General features: G+C 43.9%; 20 protein-coding genes. 15 read left to right on the forward strand and 5 right to left on the reverse strand.

The window, feature by feature from the left end; genetic code table 11:
* Positions 1–204 precede the first annotated feature (204 nt).
* Both BG260_RS14620 and BG260_RS14485 read left to right on the forward strand, forming a co-directional pair.
* Positions 205–600 (forward strand): CDP-glycerol glycerophosphotransferase family protein, encoded by a 396-nt coding sequence (locus BG260_RS14620; protein WP_176719483.1) that lies wholly within the window; start codon positions 205–207, stop codon positions 598–600.
* Between the two features lie 49 nt (positions 601–649).
* A complete protein-coding gene (locus tag BG260_RS14485; RefSeq protein WP_069132670.1) occupies positions 650–1,381 on the forward strand; it encodes a CDP-glycerol glycerophosphotransferase family protein in 732 nt (243 codons plus the stop codon).
* Positions 1,382–1,398: 17 nt separating this feature from the next.
* Here the strand turns inward: BG260_RS14485 and BG260_RS11125 are convergent, their stop codons facing one another.
* A complete protein-coding gene (locus BG260_RS11125) occupies positions 1,399–2,289 on the reverse strand; it encodes a hypothetical protein (RefSeq protein ID WP_141691585.1) in 891 nt (296 codons plus the stop codon).
* A gap of 302 nt (positions 2,290–2,591) precedes the next feature.
* Here BG260_RS11125 and BG260_RS11130 point away from each other — a divergent pair, with 302 nt between their 5' ends.
* The 4 genes from BG260_RS11130 to BG260_RS11145 all read left to right on the forward strand — a co-directional run bounded on the left by BG260_RS11130 (position 2,592) and on the right by BG260_RS11145 (position 7,269).
* Entirely contained in the window at positions 2,592–3,668 is a 1,077-nt protein-coding gene (locus BG260_RS11130; protein WP_069132674.1) for a hypothetical protein, read from the forward strand.
* A gap of 351 nt (positions 3,669–4,019) precedes the next feature.
* On the forward strand, positions 4,020–5,603 hold the full coding sequence (locus BG260_RS11135; protein ID WP_069132676.1) for an amidohydrolase family protein: 1,584 nt from the start codon (positions 4,020–4,022) through the stop codon (positions 5,601–5,603).
* 88 nt (positions 5,604–5,691) lie between these two features.
* Entirely contained in the window at positions 5,692–6,183 is a 492-nt protein-coding gene (locus tag BG260_RS11140; RefSeq protein ID WP_141691586.1) for a hypothetical protein, read from the forward strand.
* Positions 6,184–6,315: 132 nt separating this feature from the next.
* The gene (locus BG260_RS11145) at positions 6,316–7,269 is read left to right on the forward strand and encodes a threonine ammonia-lyase (RefSeq protein ID WP_069132680.1); all 954 of its coding nucleotides are present in this window, start codon (positions 6,316–6,318) and stop codon (positions 7,267–7,269) included.
* Positions 7,270–7,329: 60 nt separating this feature from the next.
* Here the strand turns inward: BG260_RS11145 and BG260_RS11150 are convergent, their stop codons facing one another.
* On the reverse strand, positions 7,330–8,163 hold the full coding sequence (locus BG260_RS11150) for a hypothetical protein (RefSeq protein WP_069132682.1): 834 nt from the start codon (positions 8,161–8,163) through the stop codon (positions 7,330–7,332).
* Positions 8,164–8,271: 108 nt separating this feature from the next.
* Between BG260_RS11150 and BG260_RS11155 the strand changes: the two genes are divergently transcribed.
* The 3 genes from BG260_RS11155 to BG260_RS11165 all read left to right on the forward strand — a co-directional run bounded on the left by BG260_RS11155 (position 8,272) and on the right by BG260_RS11165 (position 11,615).
* Entirely contained in the window at positions 8,272–8,658 is a 387-nt protein-coding gene (locus BG260_RS11155) for a hypothetical protein (protein ID WP_069132684.1), read from the forward strand.
* A 19-nt stretch (positions 8,659–8,677) separates the two neighbouring features.
* Complete coding sequence (locus BG260_RS11160; protein ID WP_069132795.1) at positions 8,678–8,884, forward strand: DUF3185 family protein; 207 nt, start codon at positions 8,678–8,680, stop codon at positions 8,882–8,884.
* 316 nt (positions 8,885–9,200) lie between these two features.
* A complete protein-coding gene (locus BG260_RS11165) occupies positions 9,201–11,615 on the forward strand; it encodes an outer membrane beta-barrel family protein (protein ID WP_069132686.1) in 2,415 nt (804 codons plus the stop codon).
* Between the two features lie 70 nt (positions 11,616–11,685).
* Here the strand turns inward: BG260_RS11165 and BG260_RS11170 are convergent, their stop codons facing one another.
* Positions 11,686–12,033, reverse strand: a complete 348-nt coding sequence (locus BG260_RS11170; RefSeq protein WP_069132687.1) for a DUF971 domain-containing protein — start codon at positions 12,031–12,033, stop codon at positions 11,686–11,688.
* Between the two features lie 80 nt (positions 12,034–12,113).
* On the opposite strand from BG260_RS11170, the gene BG260_RS11175 reads away from it, so the two are divergent.
* Positions 12,114–12,836 carry a hypothetical protein gene (locus BG260_RS11175; RefSeq protein WP_069132688.1) on the forward strand — a complete coding sequence of 241 codons (723 nt, stop codon included), beginning with the start codon at positions 12,114–12,116 and terminating at the stop codon, positions 12,834–12,836.
* Here BG260_RS11175 and BG260_RS11180 read toward each other — a convergent pair.
* The gene (locus BG260_RS11180) at positions 12,833–13,267 is read right to left on the reverse strand and encodes a CoA-binding protein (protein WP_069132689.1); all 435 of its coding nucleotides are present in this window, start codon (positions 13,265–13,267) and stop codon (positions 12,833–12,835) included. The two genes, BG260_RS11175 and BG260_RS11180, sit on opposite strands and share 4 nt — an antisense overlap.
* 73 nt (positions 13,268–13,340) lie before the next feature.
* Between BG260_RS11180 and BG260_RS11185 the strand changes: the two genes are divergently transcribed.
* From BG260_RS11185 to BG260_RS11195, 3 genes are read left to right on the forward strand one after another with little or no spacing between them, the layout of a single operon-like run.
* Positions 13,341–13,772, forward strand: coding sequence for an FKBP-type peptidyl-prolyl cis-trans isomerase (locus BG260_RS11185; RefSeq protein WP_069132691.1), 432 nt, complete (start codon positions 13,341–13,343; stop codon positions 13,770–13,772).
* A 42-nt stretch (positions 13,773–13,814) separates the two neighbouring features.
* The gene (locus BG260_RS11190; protein WP_245683959.1) at positions 13,815–15,068 is read left to right on the forward strand and encodes a THUMP domain-containing class I SAM-dependent RNA methyltransferase; all 1,254 of its coding nucleotides are present in this window, start codon (positions 13,815–13,817) and stop codon (positions 15,066–15,068) included.
* A gap of 24 nt (positions 15,069–15,092) precedes the next feature.
* Positions 15,093–15,635 carry a hypothetical protein gene (locus tag BG260_RS11195; protein WP_069132693.1) on the forward strand — a complete coding sequence of 181 codons (543 nt, stop codon included), beginning with the start codon at positions 15,093–15,095 and terminating at the stop codon, positions 15,633–15,635.
* A 4-nt stretch (positions 15,636–15,639) separates the two neighbouring features.
* Here the strand turns inward: BG260_RS11195 and BG260_RS11200 are convergent, their stop codons facing one another.
* On the reverse strand, positions 15,640–16,275 hold the full coding sequence (locus tag BG260_RS11200; RefSeq protein WP_069132695.1) for an O-methyltransferase: 636 nt from the start codon (positions 16,273–16,275) through the stop codon (positions 15,640–15,642).
* 147 nt (positions 16,276–16,422) lie between these two features.
* Between BG260_RS11200 and BG260_RS11205 the strand changes: the two genes are divergently transcribed.
* On the forward strand, positions 16,423–17,100 hold the full coding sequence (locus BG260_RS11205) for a lysophospholipid acyltransferase family protein (protein ID WP_245683960.1): 678 nt from the start codon (positions 16,423–16,425) through the stop codon (positions 17,098–17,100).
* 134 nt (positions 17,101–17,234) lie between these two features.
* Positions 17,235–18,656, forward strand: coding sequence for an NAD-dependent malic enzyme (locus tag BG260_RS11210; RefSeq protein ID WP_069132697.1), 1,422 nt, complete (start codon positions 17,235–17,237; stop codon positions 18,654–18,656).
* Positions 18,657–18,666 lie beyond the last annotated feature (10 nt).

Below are 18,666 nucleotides of genomic sequence, written 5' to 3' on the forward strand. Positions count from 1 at the left end.
AAATTAAAAATACCATCGGGAGGTAGATTCAAAATAACGAAGTCAATTCATTCTATGAGCTGGCTGTGCAGGATTTAATCTCACAAAATAAAATTAAGCTGAAAATGGTGGATTTCTCAGCATCCTGGTGGGATGAAATTGACACACCTGAAGACCTATCCATGGCGAGTAACTCTCATCGGCAAGTTCACTATTTGAATGAAAATGCCTGAGCGAAGCTCATATATCAGGCAGCTTTTTTGGTTTTCTATCTCTATTTGCTCCTTTTTTACAAGAAAACAAAAATCACTGGTTGTATTAACCTCTTTTCACGGCGATGGATTTAGGGGAAATACGAAAGAGATATTTGAAAAGTTAGCAGACCATCCATTCTTAAAACCGATTTGGCTGAGCCGTAATAAAGCCCTTGTTCATTCCATTCAAAGCAAGCACGGATCGGAATCTGCACTTCTCACCTACTCTATAAAAGGACTTTCAACGCTCGCATCGGCCGGTGTCATTTTATTAACGCACGTTACCAGCGATTATCCATTTATGTTTCTTCCGCGAAGAGCCGTCATAATACAAAGTTATCATGGGTTACCAACCAAAACGGGGTGAGTACCTAAGGCCACATTCAGATAAGAAACCGAACGTTTTCCATCGGCTAATGTTAAAGTATCGATTTTCGCCTATCGATTATTTCCTCTCATCATCAGAAATAGTAACGGAAATTTTTTCGAAGAGATTTAACCTCACACATGACCAATTTATTCATACCGGCTATCCAATGTACGACAGCCTTAAAAACAATATTATTCCTCCGAACTTCTCTGATGTTCTGCCCAAACCCCGGTGTGAATACAATTGTATACTCCTTTATGCACCAACTTTCAGAAAGAAAAACAAAACGAAGTGGTTCCCTTTTAGTGATTTCACTGAAAAGAAGCTTGAACAGGTTCTACAAAAATATGAGGCTCTATTAATTCTAAGACCGCATCCTAATGAAAAGCTCGATTCAACTCTTTTCAAAGCGAAAAATGACCGGATTGTAGTTATGGATCATCATACAGTAGAAGACACAACAGAATTACTAAAAATCGCTGACTGCATCATTACCGATTACAGCGGTATCTATATTGAAGGTTTATTGGTGGATCTTCCCCCCATATTGATACCGTATGACCTGGCTCAATATGAGCGTTGGCTTCCGCTCCCCTACCACGAAATTACACCCGGACCAAAAGTCTCTTCATTTAAGGAGTTTACAGAGTCACTTAAGCAGTCTGTAAACAACAAAGAAAAGTATCAGGCAGACAGAGAACGTGTGCGAAAAATATACTTCTCAAATTTTAAAAGGGGCGCAACCAAACGTGTTATCAATTTTTTAGAGACATTATGACAATTACCCTAAAGGAATTACTCCTCTTTCAGCTTTATGTTCTCTGAAGCTTCCCTCTGAATCTCACGGATCTCTTTATTTTTATCGCTGTAGGAGATCCACAGAAACAGTACCAGACTGGTGATTTTTCGCAGTACGCTGGAAACCAATAACATTCCGGCTACAGATGCCGTTGCCATATTCAGCATTTTAGACAGCTCAATTCCAGCCCACATGAAAACCAGGTCTTTACTCGGAATGAAGGGAATCCGATTTACTACAATAATAATTGCCAGAAATGCGAACCAAACGGAAATGGGTGTATTTGGAATAACTACTGCCCACTGAACAACAAGAAGCCCGTGGTGTATCAAAAAGCGCGTGATATAGATCACAAAAACAATCGCAGATTTTTTCAATGAAAGCGAAAAAAGGTACTTGCGAAACTGTACGAACAGAACAATAAACACAACGGTAATCACCACGCCAAGAATCACATAGAACGTATTGACATCAGCGATCAGATCTTCGATGTCAATGATTCCGGTAAATACCAAAATACCTACCAGCGTAAATGCCACCAGGTTGGATGTAACCGCGGAGAGTATGTTGTTGTCGCGAATGTTTTTGAGGATCTCTTTATCCTCCTTATCCAGGTGTTTGCGTCCCCAGGCAAACAGGTAGAACTCCCCCGAATAGCCCATCACTTCATCGTTAAATACCTTTTTTGTGATAAATCCCTTGAACAATTCCCATTTTTTTGTCCGCCAGACCTGCCCATAGATAAAAACTTCTGCAAAGGGAAGAGATACATAGAGCAGTCCGAAAATGATGTAAAAGAGCGGATGCGTGGGGAGTGAACGGATAACTTCACGCCACCCGATTTCATAGAGTTGGTAGAGAATAATCCCAACAATAAAGATGATCATCAACCGCCGCAGATTCCTCTTAAGCATCTCTGCCCGGGGGCTCTCCGAAAACTCGTTCCATTTTTTTTTCAACAACTCTAAACGTTTCACTATGCGGCTTCATTTTTTGGCTGTGGAAAGGTACCAATCATTTACAGTGAAAAGAAACCGGGTTTTTGGGTAACGTGAAACTTTTCCGTCCCCATTTGATTTAACATCACATACATACTTTGTTCACAACCTTTTCATTACTTTCACGTTGTGCTATAACTATTTAGAAAAGAAAGACGCGTTCGGCTATTATCTGAAAGAAATCCATTATCATGATCTCACAAGTAAAGTTTGCAGCCCTACTGTTTTTCATCACCCTGCTGATGGTACCCCGTCCGGGCAGTACACAGGTTTCAAATCCAAACGGAGACCTTACACCGCTGGACGCCGATATGATCTGGGCTCAAACTCTGGAAGGCAGTCATTTTAACGAGTTCTGGAACTATCAGTTCTATTTTAATGATGGAATTAAACTGCACGTCACTTTTTCTGCCGCAAATTTTGGCAACCTGAAAGACCCTGTAACCGGGGTTCGGCTCTCAGTCTTTAACCATGGAGGAGATACCTATCAGCTCTCTCGTGAATATCCTCTGCCTTATTTAGTTCAGGATACAGAGAACTATCGTTTTCAGCTTCGTGAGGATCGTCAGCTATTTTTTGAGGGGAAACTTCCTGAAAAACATCGGGTGGTCATTAATACATCCAAAGATGGGGTTGAGTACGATATAGATATCCGCCTGACAGATATTCAAAATGGATTTAAACTGGGTGACGGCGCATACCGAATTGGAAATGAACGGGTGGGAATCGTTACCCACATTCCGTACGCAAAAGCATCAGGCCATGTAACCATAAACGGTGACCGAAAACGGGTTCAAGGTTCAGCTTATATGGATCATACGTGGCAGAATCAAACCACAACCAAGCTTATGCATAGCGGTTACCGGTTTGTTTATCATCAAGATAAAAACAACTGGGACCTGATTTACACCATGCAGCCGGATGATTCTCGCAACAATACGATGATCGGTCATCGAATTACTCGGGAAGACGGTGAGAAGAGATACTCCGCTGTTGCCAACATGGACGTTGTCTCATCTCAAAAAGCGTTCGGAAACACCATTCCCAGAATCATAGATTTAAATCTGGAAAACAGCAGCAGTGTCCGGTTAACACGCACTGAAGACCAGGAGCGCTTCACAGTATTGGGTGAACTGAGCTGGGTGGCAAGACGTGCTGCCCGTGCGTTTCTTGGCGGCGAAGTTATCGATTACAGAGGTGAAGCCGTGCTCATGGAATCATCCAAACGCCCCAAGCACGGTGAGTATAACTTCTTCTTTGTGGACTGAATATAAGGCATGAATCACGAGAAATAAGATGTGAGATGTCTGCGGTTTTTCGATCTTCCCCTGCCTTTTCTACCCCCCCCCCGATTATTTCCATAAAAAAAGCTCCGGAAGGATCAGTTCCGGAGCTCTATGCTTTAGGTTCAGCATAAATAGGAGTGACTAGTTGACTAACCAGAGATAAGATTAGTTCTTATGCTGTTACTTACAAGAGAATCGACCTTACCTTTTGTTACAAATTTTTTTTCAAAAAATCTTTTTTCCCATTTTTGGATGCGTTTGATAAAGATTTTTACGAATCTGTTTCTATTGAAATCGTACATTCCATTCAATTTGATAACCAATAACTCTACTATGAAATTTATCTACACCTTACTGTTCACTCTCCTATTCACACCCGCAATAATGGCTCAAATGCCGGATGCACCGGATCGAGCGGATGGAGATGGGCCGTACGACAGGTTGATTATTCGGGGTGCTACCATGATTGATGGAACAGGTTCTCCTGCTGTTGGCCCTGTAGATATTGTGATTGAAGGAAATCGTATCGCTCAAATTCGCAATGTAGGGTATCCCGGTGTACCGATTGATGAACGTCGCCGCCCACAGGCTGAAGAGGGTGACCGTGAAATTGATGCGGAAGGAATGTATATTCTTCCCGGTTTTGTTGATATGCACGCACACATCGGAGGTAATGCCCAGGGAACCGTTCCCGAGTATGTTTTTAAATTGTGGCTGGCCCACGGAATAACCGGAATTCGTGAACCCGGATCCTTTAACGGAGCAGACTGGACACTGCGTCATGCCGAAAGAAGTCGTAATAATGAAATTACCGCTCCCCGAATTTATCCATATTTCGGTTTTGGCATGGGCTATCCCGGCGGTGTTCAAACACCTGAACAGGCACGCGAATGGGTACAATCCATTCATGAACGGGGAGCTATGGGTATCAAATTCTTCGGTGCCCATCCGGATGTTCTGGAGGCAGCATTTGATGAAGCCAACAAATTGGGTCTTGGTTCAATGGCTCACCATGCCCAAACGCATGTTGTTTACGCCAATGCATTGGAAACGGCAAAAATGGGTCTTCAGGGTATGACGCACTGGTATGGTCTCCCCGAAGCGATGTTTGAAGATCAAGTTATTCAAAACTATCCACTCGACTACAACTACAGTAACGAACAGCATCGGTTTGAGGAGGCCGGAAAACTCTGGGATCAAGCTGCAGCCCCGGGAAGTGATCGATGGAACAGTGTTATGCAACAGATGCTCGATCTGAATTATGACCTAAACCCAACGTTCACCATCTATGAAGCCAGCCGCGACCTGATGCGAGGGCGCCGGGCCGAATGGCATGATAAATACACCCTTCCCTCACTCTGGAGGTTCTACCAGCCCGACCGCCGTGCACACGGCTCCTACTGGTTTGATTGGGGAACCGAACAGGAAGTTGCATGGAAACGCAATTACACTCTCTGGATGCAATTTGTAAATGAGTTCAATAATAGAGGCGGAACGGTAACGCTCGGCTCAGATGCAGGATATATCTTCAAACTCTACGGTTTTGCCTACATCCGGGAAATGGAACTGATGCGCGAAGCCGGCTTCCATCCGCTTGAGATCTTCCAGTCTGCCTCACTGAAAGCAGCCGAAGTGCTCGGCAATGACCACGAACTTGGCACTATCGAAGTTGGCAAACTGGCCGACCTGGTTATCGTGGAGGAGAATCCACAGCAGAATATAAAAGTGCTCTATGGAACCGGAGCTATTCGGGTAGATGACAATAACGAGTTAAAACGAGTTGGTGGCGTAAAATACACCATCAAGGATGGAATTGTTTTTGACGCAAAACAGCTACTTGACGATGTAGCCCGAATGGTAGATCAGAAAAAAGCTGAAGAGGAGTTTGAAATCACCCAGCCGGGATTGAACTGGTAATAATTTTCAATCAAATTGAATCTTTTTAAACAAATTATGGTATGAGTTGTTGATTCATAAATCCAAAAAAAATCAAAAGGTGACACTCATGAAAAGTAAACTTACAGCTGCATTTGTCATACTTTCACTCAGCCTGATGCTCTCCACCGTACAGGCACAAGACAATTCAACAAATGGATCATTTGGAATTGGAGCTCAGGTAACGAACCCTGCCGGTATCGCACTAAAGGGATGGATTTCCGATAATGCTGCCATTGCTTCGGTCATCAGTTTTAACCTGTCTGAAAATGCCTCAACTTTCTACATTCATGGAGATTATTTAATGCACAAGCGCTACAACACACCCGGCTGGGATGTTGGCTTCTTAAGCTATTACTATGGAGTAGGTGGACGCTACCTCTGGCGTGATGCCGGGTTTGATAACAACTTTTTTGGAATTCGTCTGCCCGGAGGGCTGAACTTCACCTTCACTGACGTCCCGTTCGACTTTTATGTTGAAATGGCTCCCGTCGTTGACGTTTCACCTGATTTCAACTTCGGATTTACAGGCGGTCTTGGTTTTCGCTACTTCCTGAATTAGCCCCCATAATCAACAGATGACAGTCGTACTAATTTCACAAAGGTCAGTTCAATAGCTGGCCTTTGTTTTTTTATGGTTTGATGACTAAACTGCCCCTGCCAAATTCAGACTGACATTCTCAACACATTTCCAATGCTCCAAAATCTACCCGATCATTCAGCAATTGAAGACGCTCATAAACGAATTCAACCTTTTGCGCACCGCACACCTGTACTCACATCATCTTATTTCAACCATAAAACAGGCGCGTCAATCTTTTTTAAATGTGAAAATTTTCAAAAAATAGGGGCTTTTAAATTCCGGGGTGCTTTTAATGCCATTTCACAACTACCCGAAGAGGATGGAAAAAAAGGAATTGTTACTCACTCTTCCGGAAATCATGCCCAGGCTGTGGCTCTCGCATCCAAGTTAAACGGCTATAAGGCAACCATTGTAATGCCCGATAATGCCCCGAAGGTAAAAGTGCAAGCCGTTCGGGAATATGGAGCGGAGGTCGTTTTTTGTGAGAATACAACAGATGCTCGTGAGAGATCTGCACGAAAAGTCATCGAAGAGACCGGAGCGGTGTTTATCCATCCGTACAACCATCCCGATGTCATTGCCGGACAAGGCACATCGGCGAAGGAGTTATTGGAAGAGTATCCCGATTTAGATGTAATCATGGCACCGATCGGTGGCGGCGGACTCATCAGCGGTACGGCCATCTGGTCAAAATACATCAACCCGGAAATCAGAGTGATCGGAGCTGAGCCCAAATGGGCAGATGACGCCTACCGATCCTTTAAGTCCGAAGTTATTGAACCGGTGTTGCGAACCGATACTGTTGCCGACGGCCTTCGTACCTCATTAGGTGAGTTGACGTTTCAGGCTATTCGGCTTCACGTTGATGACATACTGACCGTTTCCGAAGAGTCCATTATCCAAACCATGAGAGACCTTTGGGAACGGATGAAAATTATTATTGAACCATCATGTGCAGTTCCATTAGCCGCAATCCTGGAAAATGATCTTAACCTGGAAGGCAAAAATATCGGGATCATCCTAACAGGCGGAAATGTTGATCTGGATAATCTGCCTTTCGCATAAATAGAAAAGGCACGGCTAAACAACCGTGCCTCATCGTGTTAAGTTTGCAGAAACCGTTTTTTACTGATTAACTCTCACATCTGTTACCGTCATTAGCATGGTCATCCCCTCATCACTCTCCAACATACGCTCGAACTGTTCCATTTGCGGTTTGATTTGACGTTCGATCGCTTGACGCTGAGCTTCTGGCATCTGGCTGAGCTGCTGCTCCATCTCTCTCATCGCCTGCCGGGCTTCGGCAATCTCTTCCTCACTGAATTGCGATGCAATGCCATCAATTTTCATCGTCATTTTCATCGGCACCGGATAACCCGAATACGATTCATAACCGTCCATATTCATCGTCATTTTCATCTCCTGGTCTGTATTTACCGTCTGCTCCATCACTACCTGACGGATGTGCAAGCTTCCCGATTCCATCCAAATGGTTGCGCGATCAAAAACAATCTCCATATCCTCCATCTCCATCTCACTCTGATCCAAAGATTGAAGAAGCTCCCGGTCATTTACAAATACCCTGTATGTTTCTACACCGTTTAGGTTCTCCCGGGTGATGCTATCCGCCCCGCGGATCAGTTTCACCATTTGATCGGCTGATCCAGCCATTGCGCTAAAATCCATCTCCATAGCGTCTTTATTCTCAATTTCAAGATATGGAGTACCATTTTCACCGGTCTTCTTAACATATCGAGTAGTCATCTCCGGAATGAGGCTACCCTCATTCAGTTGCATGGTCATCGTCATTGTTTCCACCTGAGACAACCACTGGGCATTTTTATTCAGCATCTCGTCAGCCAGTTGATTAGCCGAAGGCTGTGCAAAGACAGGGCCTGAAATCAGAGATAAAATTACTGCCGCCAGAATTGCATTCACTTGAACTAGTTTATTATTCATAACTCTACTCATTTATTCTTTTTTTTGTGGTTGTGATATGTTACATATTTGTATTCAATAATCGAAACCGGGGTTTTGTTAAGCCCTTGAAATACCAACTACAATACTATGCGTGAAGACGATGTATTTACTGCCATGATCCGTGAGGAGCTTGAGCAACATGAACGCTTTTTCCTTTTTCAGGAAAGAGAACTGCTTCGCAGAAAGGAGTACAAAAAACTGGCCACGCAATCCCTCAGACAAACCCGTAATTTTGCCGTGATCGTTTTTTTGACTATTGTCGCCTTCTCACTGATCAGCATTATGCATTTTGTTGAATTTGGACAGCAAGGTGGGCTTTCACGGTTCACACTGGGTATGCTCTCTTGGGCTTTTGCACTCGCTTCCGTCTTCTTTTACACCAAAAACATACTCGAAAAGAAAAAATGTATGGAGCGTGTGCTAAAACTACTTGAAGCAAGGGAGCAATTTCGCGATACTGCAGGCAACCCTTAACCTATTGATGGACAGTTTTATGCAAAAAATGATCTCAGCAGCACTTCTCGTAGGTGGATTAATCCTCCTCTATTTCGGCTATCAGGAGATGCAATCCTTTAGCAATGAAGTCAACGAATTTGTAACCGGTTCTCCGGACGACCGTTCCATGTGGATGATTGGCGGAGGTGCCGCAATTGCCATTGCCGGGCTTGTTGGGCTGGTCCGTGGCAAAATTTTTAAGTAACAACTCAACTCTAAAATCTGATCAGACCGGACGTTAACCTTGTTGAAGTCCGGTTTTTCACCCGCTTCCCTACAATTTATTCAAGGCTCACCTCCCCACGTTAAAACCTCTTGATTTTTCTACAGTAAAATACTGCAATCCATACTGGCAAGTCAGGTCCTGTTCATCCCGGCATCTCCGCCCCTATCCAGTTCATTTTTGCAAATGAAGAGATTAAAGCCTCCGTTAAATGATGTAAACATCATGTAAAACGTGAATTATTTGATACTTACATAAGTTGTTAAGTTGATCAGAAATTAAAAGAACTCACGCCTGCATGGAAAATAGATACACCTTACTTGGAGTCCTTACCCTTTGCCTTTTCTTTTTCTATGAAAATGCATATTCCCAAACGGATAATCTATCCGTAATCAAAGGTACAGTGCTTAATTCAAATGGTGAGGGTGTCCCAAACGCGACTGTTGCCCTCCTCCCCTCCGACCCTGAATCGGATGAAATACTCGAAGGGACTGCAACAACACCCGATGGCAATTTTGAAATTACTGTAGAACCGGGTGAGTACCGTTTGAGAATCACCTTTGTGTCGTTGAGCCCATATATCACCGAAGTAGAGATTACAGCAGGTGAAACAGTAGATTTAGGTCAGATTGAAATGCAGGATAGTCAGGAGGAACTGGACGAAGTAGTCGTTCGGGGTGAGCGATCCTACGTTGAGATGAATTTTGACAGCCGCCGATTTAATGTCGGTGAAGATGTTACCAGCATGGGAGGATCAGCGCTGGATGTACTGGATAATGTTCCATCCATCACAACAGATTTTGAAGGTAATGTGAGTCTTCGAGGAAATCAGGGAGTACAGATATTGATTAATGGCCGGCCATCAAATCTTGTACGAGGCGGTACAGACGGATTAAGCAGTATTCCGGCAAGTTTGATTCAGTCTGTTGAGGTAATTACAAACCCATCAGCCCGGTATGAGGCACAAGGAACAGCGGGAATTATTGATATTATCCTCGTTGATAACGCACAGCTTGGTTTTAATGGAAACGTACGGGTAACCTCAGGTTATCCTCACGACCATAGCATCAGCACGAATCTGAATTATCAGAAAAATAGTATCAACTGGTTTTTAAACCTCGATTTTGAATATGAAAATCAACCGGAAACCGGTTCTGCCTTTCAGAGTTTCAGCGCCGACACCACCTATATTTTTAGTGAACAGAACGATGTAAGAGAGAAAGAGCGTGAAGGTGATATTTTCTTTGGAGCCGATTTTTTCCTGCCAAGCGAACAAGTCTTCACCGTTTCATCCCGGATCAGCTTGGAGCGAGGTGATGAAGATGGAGATCTGTTATATACCGACTACAACCCGCCTGCTTCTCAGATTTACCGATCCGTTGATAGCAACTGGGATATTCTCCGCCGTATAGATCGTGAAAATATTGAAGATACACGTGAACGGGATCTTGATATACGTCTGCAGTATGAAAATAAGTTTGAAGGTGATGACCATCGTCTCACGGCAGATTTCGATTTTGAGTGGGGAAGTGAAAGTGAGGATTTTCTACAAACCGGAGAAGCAGTGATCGGTGATTCAAATTTTAACGACAGACGAACATTTTCGGATGAATCCTATCGCGAAATTCGTTTTGATACAGATTACGAGCGTCCCATTGGGGAGAACGGTCGTTTTGAAACAGGAATGAGAATTAACTATGAATGGGAAGATAACGACTTCATATCTGAAGAGTTTATCGATGGGGTTTGGACTGAACCACAGGAAGAATTTACTCTCAGTGACAATTTCACATACATCGAAAATGTAAACGCCCTTTATGCCATCTACTCCGGACAAGCCGGCGATTTTACCTACCAGGCAGGTTTGCGCGCAGAAAATACAAATATAGAAACCAAGCTCGATCTGGCCGGAACTGAAAGCAGTCAAAATTATACAAACCTGTTTCCAAGTCTCTTTCTCTCCTACACCATCAGTGAGCAAAATTCCCTTCAGGTCAGCTACAGCAGACGTATTTCCCGCCCATGGTCACGCTATATTTTACCATTCACCCAAATTCGGGATTCACGAAACCGACGAGTGGGGAATCCGGACCTCGACCCGGAAATTGGTAATTCTTATGAGTTAGGCTGGTTGCGTCGTTGGGAAACAGGCTCGGTACTGACCAGTTTCTACTACCGATACCGAACAGGGGTGATAGAAAATGTGTTTTCTATTGATGGTGATGGAATAACCACCCGGTTCCCAATTAACCTTGCTACAGAAGATGCCTGGGGAGTAGAAATTTCAGCCGATCAGGATCTTTTTGAAGGCTTTCAGTTGTCAGGTAGCATGAACCTGTTTCAGTCCGAATCTGAGGGAGAGTTTGAAGGTGAACTTTATGAAAGCAGCTCCGAGTCTTTCACAAGTCGATTGCGTATCAGATATCAATTCCTGGAGAGCTGGAATTTCCAATCCTATATGTTTTACCGGGGGCCGCGCGAAACAACTCAAGGCCGGCGAGGTGGATCAGCATTCTTTGGAGCCGGACTGTCCAAACAGCTTTGGGACCGAAAAGCCCGAATATCTCTGAATGTGCGCGATCTGTTTAACTCCAGGAACAGCGACAGGGAAGTGATTCGTGACAATTCCTACACACTCAATAACTACAGCTGGTCGTCCCGCTCTTTCAGAATCACGTTTCAGTACAATTTTAACTCCCAAGGAGGTCGATAAACCGACATAATCGTAAAGGCTTTATCTGAAAAGTGATATCCCTAAGCCTTCCTGAAAAAGATCAGTAAGGTTAGTCACTCTTCTTATTGTTTAAACGCTGAACAGCTTCATCCATATCCCGAAAAAGTTCCCATTTGTACATTCCGGAGTTGTGGCCATCATCCCAATGAATTTTCAGAGCGTGATTCCCAATCGGTTCAGCTTTTGTAATTTTGTACTCCCTGGGAGGGTCTATCTTGAATAGCTCCGGCTCATACTTGCCCATATTTGAATGACCGCCACGGCACGTTACACAAGGGCAATTTTTTCTTAATCCAAACAGTGGCAGTTCTGTTTTATGACCGTCAGCCCACTCAATGCTAAACATCTGATCCGAATTACTTACATCTACCGATACCGGTTTGTATCTTGGGTCCATTCCTTGATGAGTTCTGCTTACAAATTGAAATTTTCTGATACGTTTGTAAATCTTCTACAGACCAAATATACGCACGATTTATGTGGATTTTAAGCATCGTTTTACTTTTGATTTTTTCAGGTTCTGCATGGCTTGGCAGCAGGCGTTCTTTCCATTTAGATCAGCTTACTCCGCCCCTGGTGCTAAACTCTCTTTTATCAGTCCTTGTATTCTTTACATTTCTGATCATTGCCAATTCGTTTGGATATTTTCCACAATCGGTCGCCGCTCCATTTATGATGGGGCTGTACATTGCAATCGGAGGGTTTTTCTTTGGATATGCATTTCGGCTGTATCAGCACCGAAGCAGTTCCGGTTTGATACTCTATCAGAACCGCTCCTTCTGGGTCGATCACGCTCCGAACCTGCTCGCAGTAGCCATTATCATTTTTGGACTCTATCGAACATCCATCCTGACCGACCTTTCGGTAACTGGAATCCGAATCACATCGGGTCTCTCGCTTGTTGGTTTTGGCCTGTTTACCTGGACACTCAAACCTGTTCCTGAATTCCGAAAAGAAGGAGTATTGATACTCGATCGACGAATTCCCTGGCCTGATGTCGTTTCCTGGCACTGGCAGAGCGAAACGATACTCGTAATCGAATTTCTGGCAGGACACAATAAGGATGATCAGAGAATCAAACAGTTCACCACGTCCATCCCGGAAATGGAGCGAAAGGAGATTGAAACCGTACTCAAATCAAAAATGGAAGAGTTTGCGGATGAGCGGCGAAAAAGGATGTTCGAACAGGATGAGGCTTAAATCGATCGGTGATCTACCATAATACATCGATTTTTGATGTATGTTAACCCACTCTCCTCTGCCCTCTTTTTTGCCGATTCGGTACTCACATCAAGCTGTGTCCAGATGACAGGTTTTTGATTTCGGTCGTTACTCCACGTTAAAATATCGTCAACTACCTTATCCGTGTACATTTTATTCCGAAAAACATTCATCACATCAACGCTTTTATCCTGCGGGATGTCGAAAATAGAAGGGTAGCTTTTCAATCCAAGAACATTCGATTCATTCGGGTTTACGGGAATCACCTCAAAGCCCTGATCCACCAGATATTTTGTGATGTGATTACTGGTTCTGTAAGGGTTCGATGAGGCGCCAATCACGGCAATTGTCTCAATCGATCCAAACAGCTCTTTCAGGTTAATGTTGGCGGGGCCGAATAGTACGCTCAAATTCTTTATTCTGCTTTAAAATCGTTATCTTTGGAACACTTAACACAATAATTTAAAATAAATACAAAACATTTTGTCAAAAGTAAAAGACGGAGATACCGTAAAAGTTCATTACACCGGCACATTGACTGACGGTACGGTATTTGACACTTCAGCAGAACGAGAACCATTAGAATTTACATTGGGTCAGGGCCAGCTGATTCCCGGTTTTGAAAAAGCCGTTGTTGGAATGAGCGTTGGCGACTCAACAGAAGTAGACATCCCAAGTGATGATGCCTACGGTGAAGCAAGAGAAGATTTGGTTATTTCAGTACCGAAAAATCAGCTCCCGGATGATGTAGAACCACAAGTTGGAATGCAGCTTCAGGTAAACCAGCAGGATGGACAACCTATTCCTGTTCGTATTACTGAAGTTGGAGAAGAGAATCTGACTCTGGATGCCAACCATCCGCTTGCAGGGAAAGATCTTAAATTTGAGATTGAACTGGTAGACATTGCCAATTAATCTCTTTTAGAAGCGAATCTTACAAACCCGATCCGATTGCATTTGTGCATTGGATCGGGTTTTTTATTGGATGAAACCACCGACTTCTCAAATAGTGATTTCTATAAACCGACAAACGATTTTAACTCTTTCATTTTAATGGCCGATTTCAACAAAAAGAGTACCGTCAGTATCACTTGTCCACTGGGGCTTGCCCCACTTCTTGAAAAGGAAGTACGGGTTTTGGGTTTTGAACCCAAGACAAAACGCAAAACCGGAGTAGAAATTGAAGCGACACTGAACGACTGTATACTGCTCAATTTTTGGCTCCGAACTGCCCACCGGGTTCACTATATGATCGATGAAAAACCGATTAAATCCCCGGATCAGCTCAGAAACTGGCTCAAAAAAATGCCTTGGGAAGAGTGGATTTCAGAAAATGGATATTTCTCCGTTACATCCAGAGTAGACCATCCAACGATTGATAACGACCAGTTTGCCAATCTGGTGGTAAAAGATGCGGTTGTTGATCGTATCCGGTTTAAAAAGTCGGACCGGCCAGACAGCGGTTCAAACCTTAACGACACTGTGCTCTTTCTCTTTTGGAACCGGCGGAACGCTCGAATATTTATCGACACTTCCGGAGAATCACTATCACGACGTAATTATCGCTCATCATCAGTTGCAGCTCCCATGCAGGAGACGCTGGCGTCTGCCATCGTTCAATCTACACGCTGGAAGCCGGGACAAGAACATTTCATCAACCCAATGACCGGAAGCGGCACCATTGCCATTGAAGCGGTTATGATCGCCTTGAATCGTGCACCGGCCTCGCTTCGGAATAACTTTGGGTTCATGCATGTTATCGGCTATGATGAGTCCTACTACCAGCAAGTGAGGGATGAAGCCAAGAAGAAAGCTACAAAAGATGTACACGGTAAATTTATTGCCACCGATAATAACCCTCAGGCGATTATAGCCGCCAAGAAAAATGCGAAAACTGCCGGGGTAGATCATCTGATCGACTTTCAAACGTGTGAATATGATCAAACCCCCATCCCGGACGGTGACGGCGTAGTTGTATTCAACCCGCCTTATGGCATGAGACTGGAAGATAACACCGATTTGAGACCACTGTATAAGGGGATCGGCGATTTTATGAAGAAAGATTGTCCCGGTAAAACCGGTTATGTTTTTACCGCCAACATGGCTCTGGCTAAAAAAGTGGGCCTGCGTGCCAAATCCAGAACCACGCTGTTCAACTCTACCCTGGAGTGTAAACTGTTTGAGTATGAATTGTACAAGGGAAGTAAGTAATAGACTCAACTCTATCTGAATAGAATGCGAATCACCATCACAGCTCTGACCCTTCCATTTTTATTTGCATGCAGCTCTCAATCAAACAACCCAAAAAAATTCCTCGAAAACTACTCCCAATATTGTGGGTATGCGTACGAGGGATCAACAAATTTTGTGGACCTGAGCAGCGGAGATCTGTTCGAACATGCCCGGTTGATCATCAATTTAACGGACTGTGAAGATGATGAAATCAGGATTCCCTTTCATATTGATGAGGACACCTCCCGCACCTGGATTGTAAAGATGACGTCTCAGGGTCTGCATTTAAGCCACGATCACCGTTATCCGGATGGAAAAGAGTACGACAACAATTTCTATGGCGGATATGCAGATCATGAAGGGAGTTCATCGATTCAATATTTTCCCGCAGACCAGAGAACAGTAGATGAGCGTCCGGCAAGAGCGGCAAACCGATGGGCTAAAGAGATTGATACTGTAAATCATAAATATTACTACCGGCTCTACCTGAACGGTGAACTCAGGCTCGAAACTGAGTTTGATCTGTCTCAGCCAATTGAACTGTAAGCTGTTAGCTCTTTACTTTCACAATCATAACTCCATCACGAAGTGGCAGCATTAACTGCTCTGCTTCATGATCATCGCGAATAATCTCATTCATTTTATGGATGGCTTCAGCCTTTCGATTATTCTGATTCAATACATCTCCGCCCCATAAAACGTTATCTACTACAATGAGTCCCCCCGGTTTGATTTTCTCTTTTGCCAACCGATAGTAAGCGGGGTAGTTCACTTTATCGGCATCGAGAAAAATGAGATCAAATGTGCCATCCAGTTTTGGAATAATTTCAAGTGCATTGCCCATCTTCTGTCGAATTTTTGAACAATAGGGTTCTCTCTCAAAAAAAGGTTCCGAAATTTTGCGGTAACGCTCGTTCATCTCACAGGTGATCAACTCACCATCATCAGGCAGAGCATCGGCCATCATCATTGCCGAATACCCGGTAAATGTACCCACTTCCAATATTCGACGTGCCCCTGAAATTGCGACCAGCAGCTTCAGCAGCATACCGGTCTGCCGGCCGCTAAGCATATCGATATACTCCAGATCTTCATCCGACGCCTTCACCAGCTCCTTGATGATATCCGGCTCTTCTGTTGTGAACGATTCCGTGTAATCTGCAATTTGTTTGTTCGTAATCTCCATATAACGTAAACTCTTTACTGAACCTTAAATTTATTTAGTGTATAGAAAGATGTACACCCCTCGTCCCGGCGAAATACCGCCGGGTCACTCCCCTCGAGGGGAGAATTTCTTACTACATACTCATCAAACTCTTCCACTATTTTTATCGTGAGTAAATCATCAACAGATTTCATACCTGCTAACGAGTCGAAATGGTTTATCTCCATTTTTGATCTCTACGTTCGAAATCTTTTTTGGCGACGATTCAAACATATAGCGATTGATCAACAGTACCAACCCGGCCCCGAAAGTAAAACTATCTATTATCTAAATCACACCTCCTGGTGGGATGGGCTTATCCCCCTCCTTCTAAATCAAAAAATTTTTAAACAGAAAGCAAGAGCTTTGATGGAAGATAAGCAGATGCTCCGGCACAAGTTTTTCCGCAAAATCGGCGCTTTTTCCGTCAACCTTGATGAGCCTCGCGCAGCCATAAAGTCTCTTCGATATGCCGTAGATTCTATGGATCGTCCGAACTCAAGTCTGTTTATCTACCCGGAGGGTGAAATTGTCCCTTTTTCAACCCAAAAACCTACTTTCCGCAAGGGATTGCCCTGGATTGCCGATCGTGTTCCCGATTCTGAAATAGTACCGATAGCGATTTACATCCATACGGCTCGTTACGACAAACCTGAACTTCACATCAAAGTGGGGCAGCCGGTTCTTTTTCAGTCGAATCAATCCACTGAGGAGTTGAACAGCTTGTTTGAAAAGAGAATGCAGCAGTTACTATCGGAACTACAGCGGGATGCTCTCAAAAACCCATCTCTGTTTCGGAAGGTTTAAAAAGTTGCTCTCAAAAACGATTACCGATCAGTGTAAAAAAGCCTTAACTTTTTCTGTTTTAGTTTACAGTTAAACGATTTTGATGCATCTTAGTGGTTGCACAAGACCTAATATTTAGAAAATATTGATTCACTATGAGTGAAATTCAACCGAGTGTCAGTTACAGTTTTACCATGCGGCTTGCCATTGAAAACAAGCCGGGAATGCTCGCCAAAGTATTAAATGAAATTGCGAATCATCGCGGAGATCCAGGCGGTGTGGATGTTGTAGCCGTGGAGGGAAAATTTAAAATTCGTGATATAACTGTAAGTGCTCGTGACGCAAAACACTCTCGGGAAATCGTTGAAGCCGTCAAACAGATTGATGGTATTGGTGTAAAATATGTTTCGGATCGTGTGTTTCTGCTCCATATTGGCGGCAAAATCAGTATTAAAAACAAAGTACCCGTTGATACCCGGGACACACTTTCGATGGCTTACACACCCGGTGTGGCTCGAATTTGCAAAGCTATTGCAAGGGATAAAAAGAATGCCCACTCTCTTACGATCAAACAGAATTCTGTGGCTGTTGTAACGGATGGAACCGCTGTGTTGGGCCTTGGAGATATTGGGCCGGAGGCTGCCATGCCGGTTATGGAAGGAAAAGCGATGCTTTTTAAAGAGTTCGCGGATATAGATGCCTATCCGATCTGCCTGAGTACCAAAGATGCTGATGAAATTGTCAGAACGGTTAAGAATATTGCCCCCGGTTTTGGAGGAATCAACCTGGAGGATATCGGAGCACCTAAATGTTTTGAAATTGAGCACCGTCTTAAAGAAGAGCTCGATATCCCCGTGTTTCATGATGACCAGCACGGAACAGCCATCGTAGCACTGGCCGCCACCATCAATGCTTTGAAAGTTGTGGGGAAGAAGCTGGAAAATATTCGGGTTGTGGTAGTTGGAATCGGTGCAGCAGGAAGCGCCATCAGCCGCATACTGATTGAAGCCGGAGTGAAAGAGCTCCTACCGGTAGATATTGATGGAATTTTAAATCGAGATAATACTGATCATCTCGATGAAAACAAACGGTGGGTAGCCGAAAACGCGAATCAAAATAAAATTACCGGTGGGTTGATGGATGCTACCAAAGGCGCCGACCTCATCATTGGGGTGAGCGGCCCTGATACCATTCCGGTTGAAGCTGTAGAGCAGATGGCAAACGATGCCGTTGTATTTGCGATGGCCAATCCCGATCCCGAAATTCGACCCGAAAAAATTCAGGGTAAAGCGCGGATTATCGCCACCGGCCGCAGCGACTACCCAAATCAAATCAATAACGTACTTGCATTTCCCGGAATTTTCAGGGGAGCTCTCGACGCCAAAGCATCAGACATTAACGAGGAGATGAAACTGGCAGCTGCCTACGCAATTGCCAACTGTATCGGTGAGGATGAAGTGGGAGAAGAGTATATCATCCCAAGTGTGTTCAATAAAAAAGTTGTCAGAGAAGTTGCCAAAGCCGTAAAACAGGCAGCTTATGACAGCGGTGCGGCAAAAGAAGTGTCAGATGTATAAAAAAAGGTGC

The sequence above is a fragment of the Rhodohalobacter halophilus genome (assembly GCF_001715195.1).
In the GTDB taxonomy this organism is placed as follows: Bacteria; Bacteroidota; Rhodothermia; order Balneolales; family Balneolaceae; genus Rhodohalobacter; species Rhodohalobacter halophilus.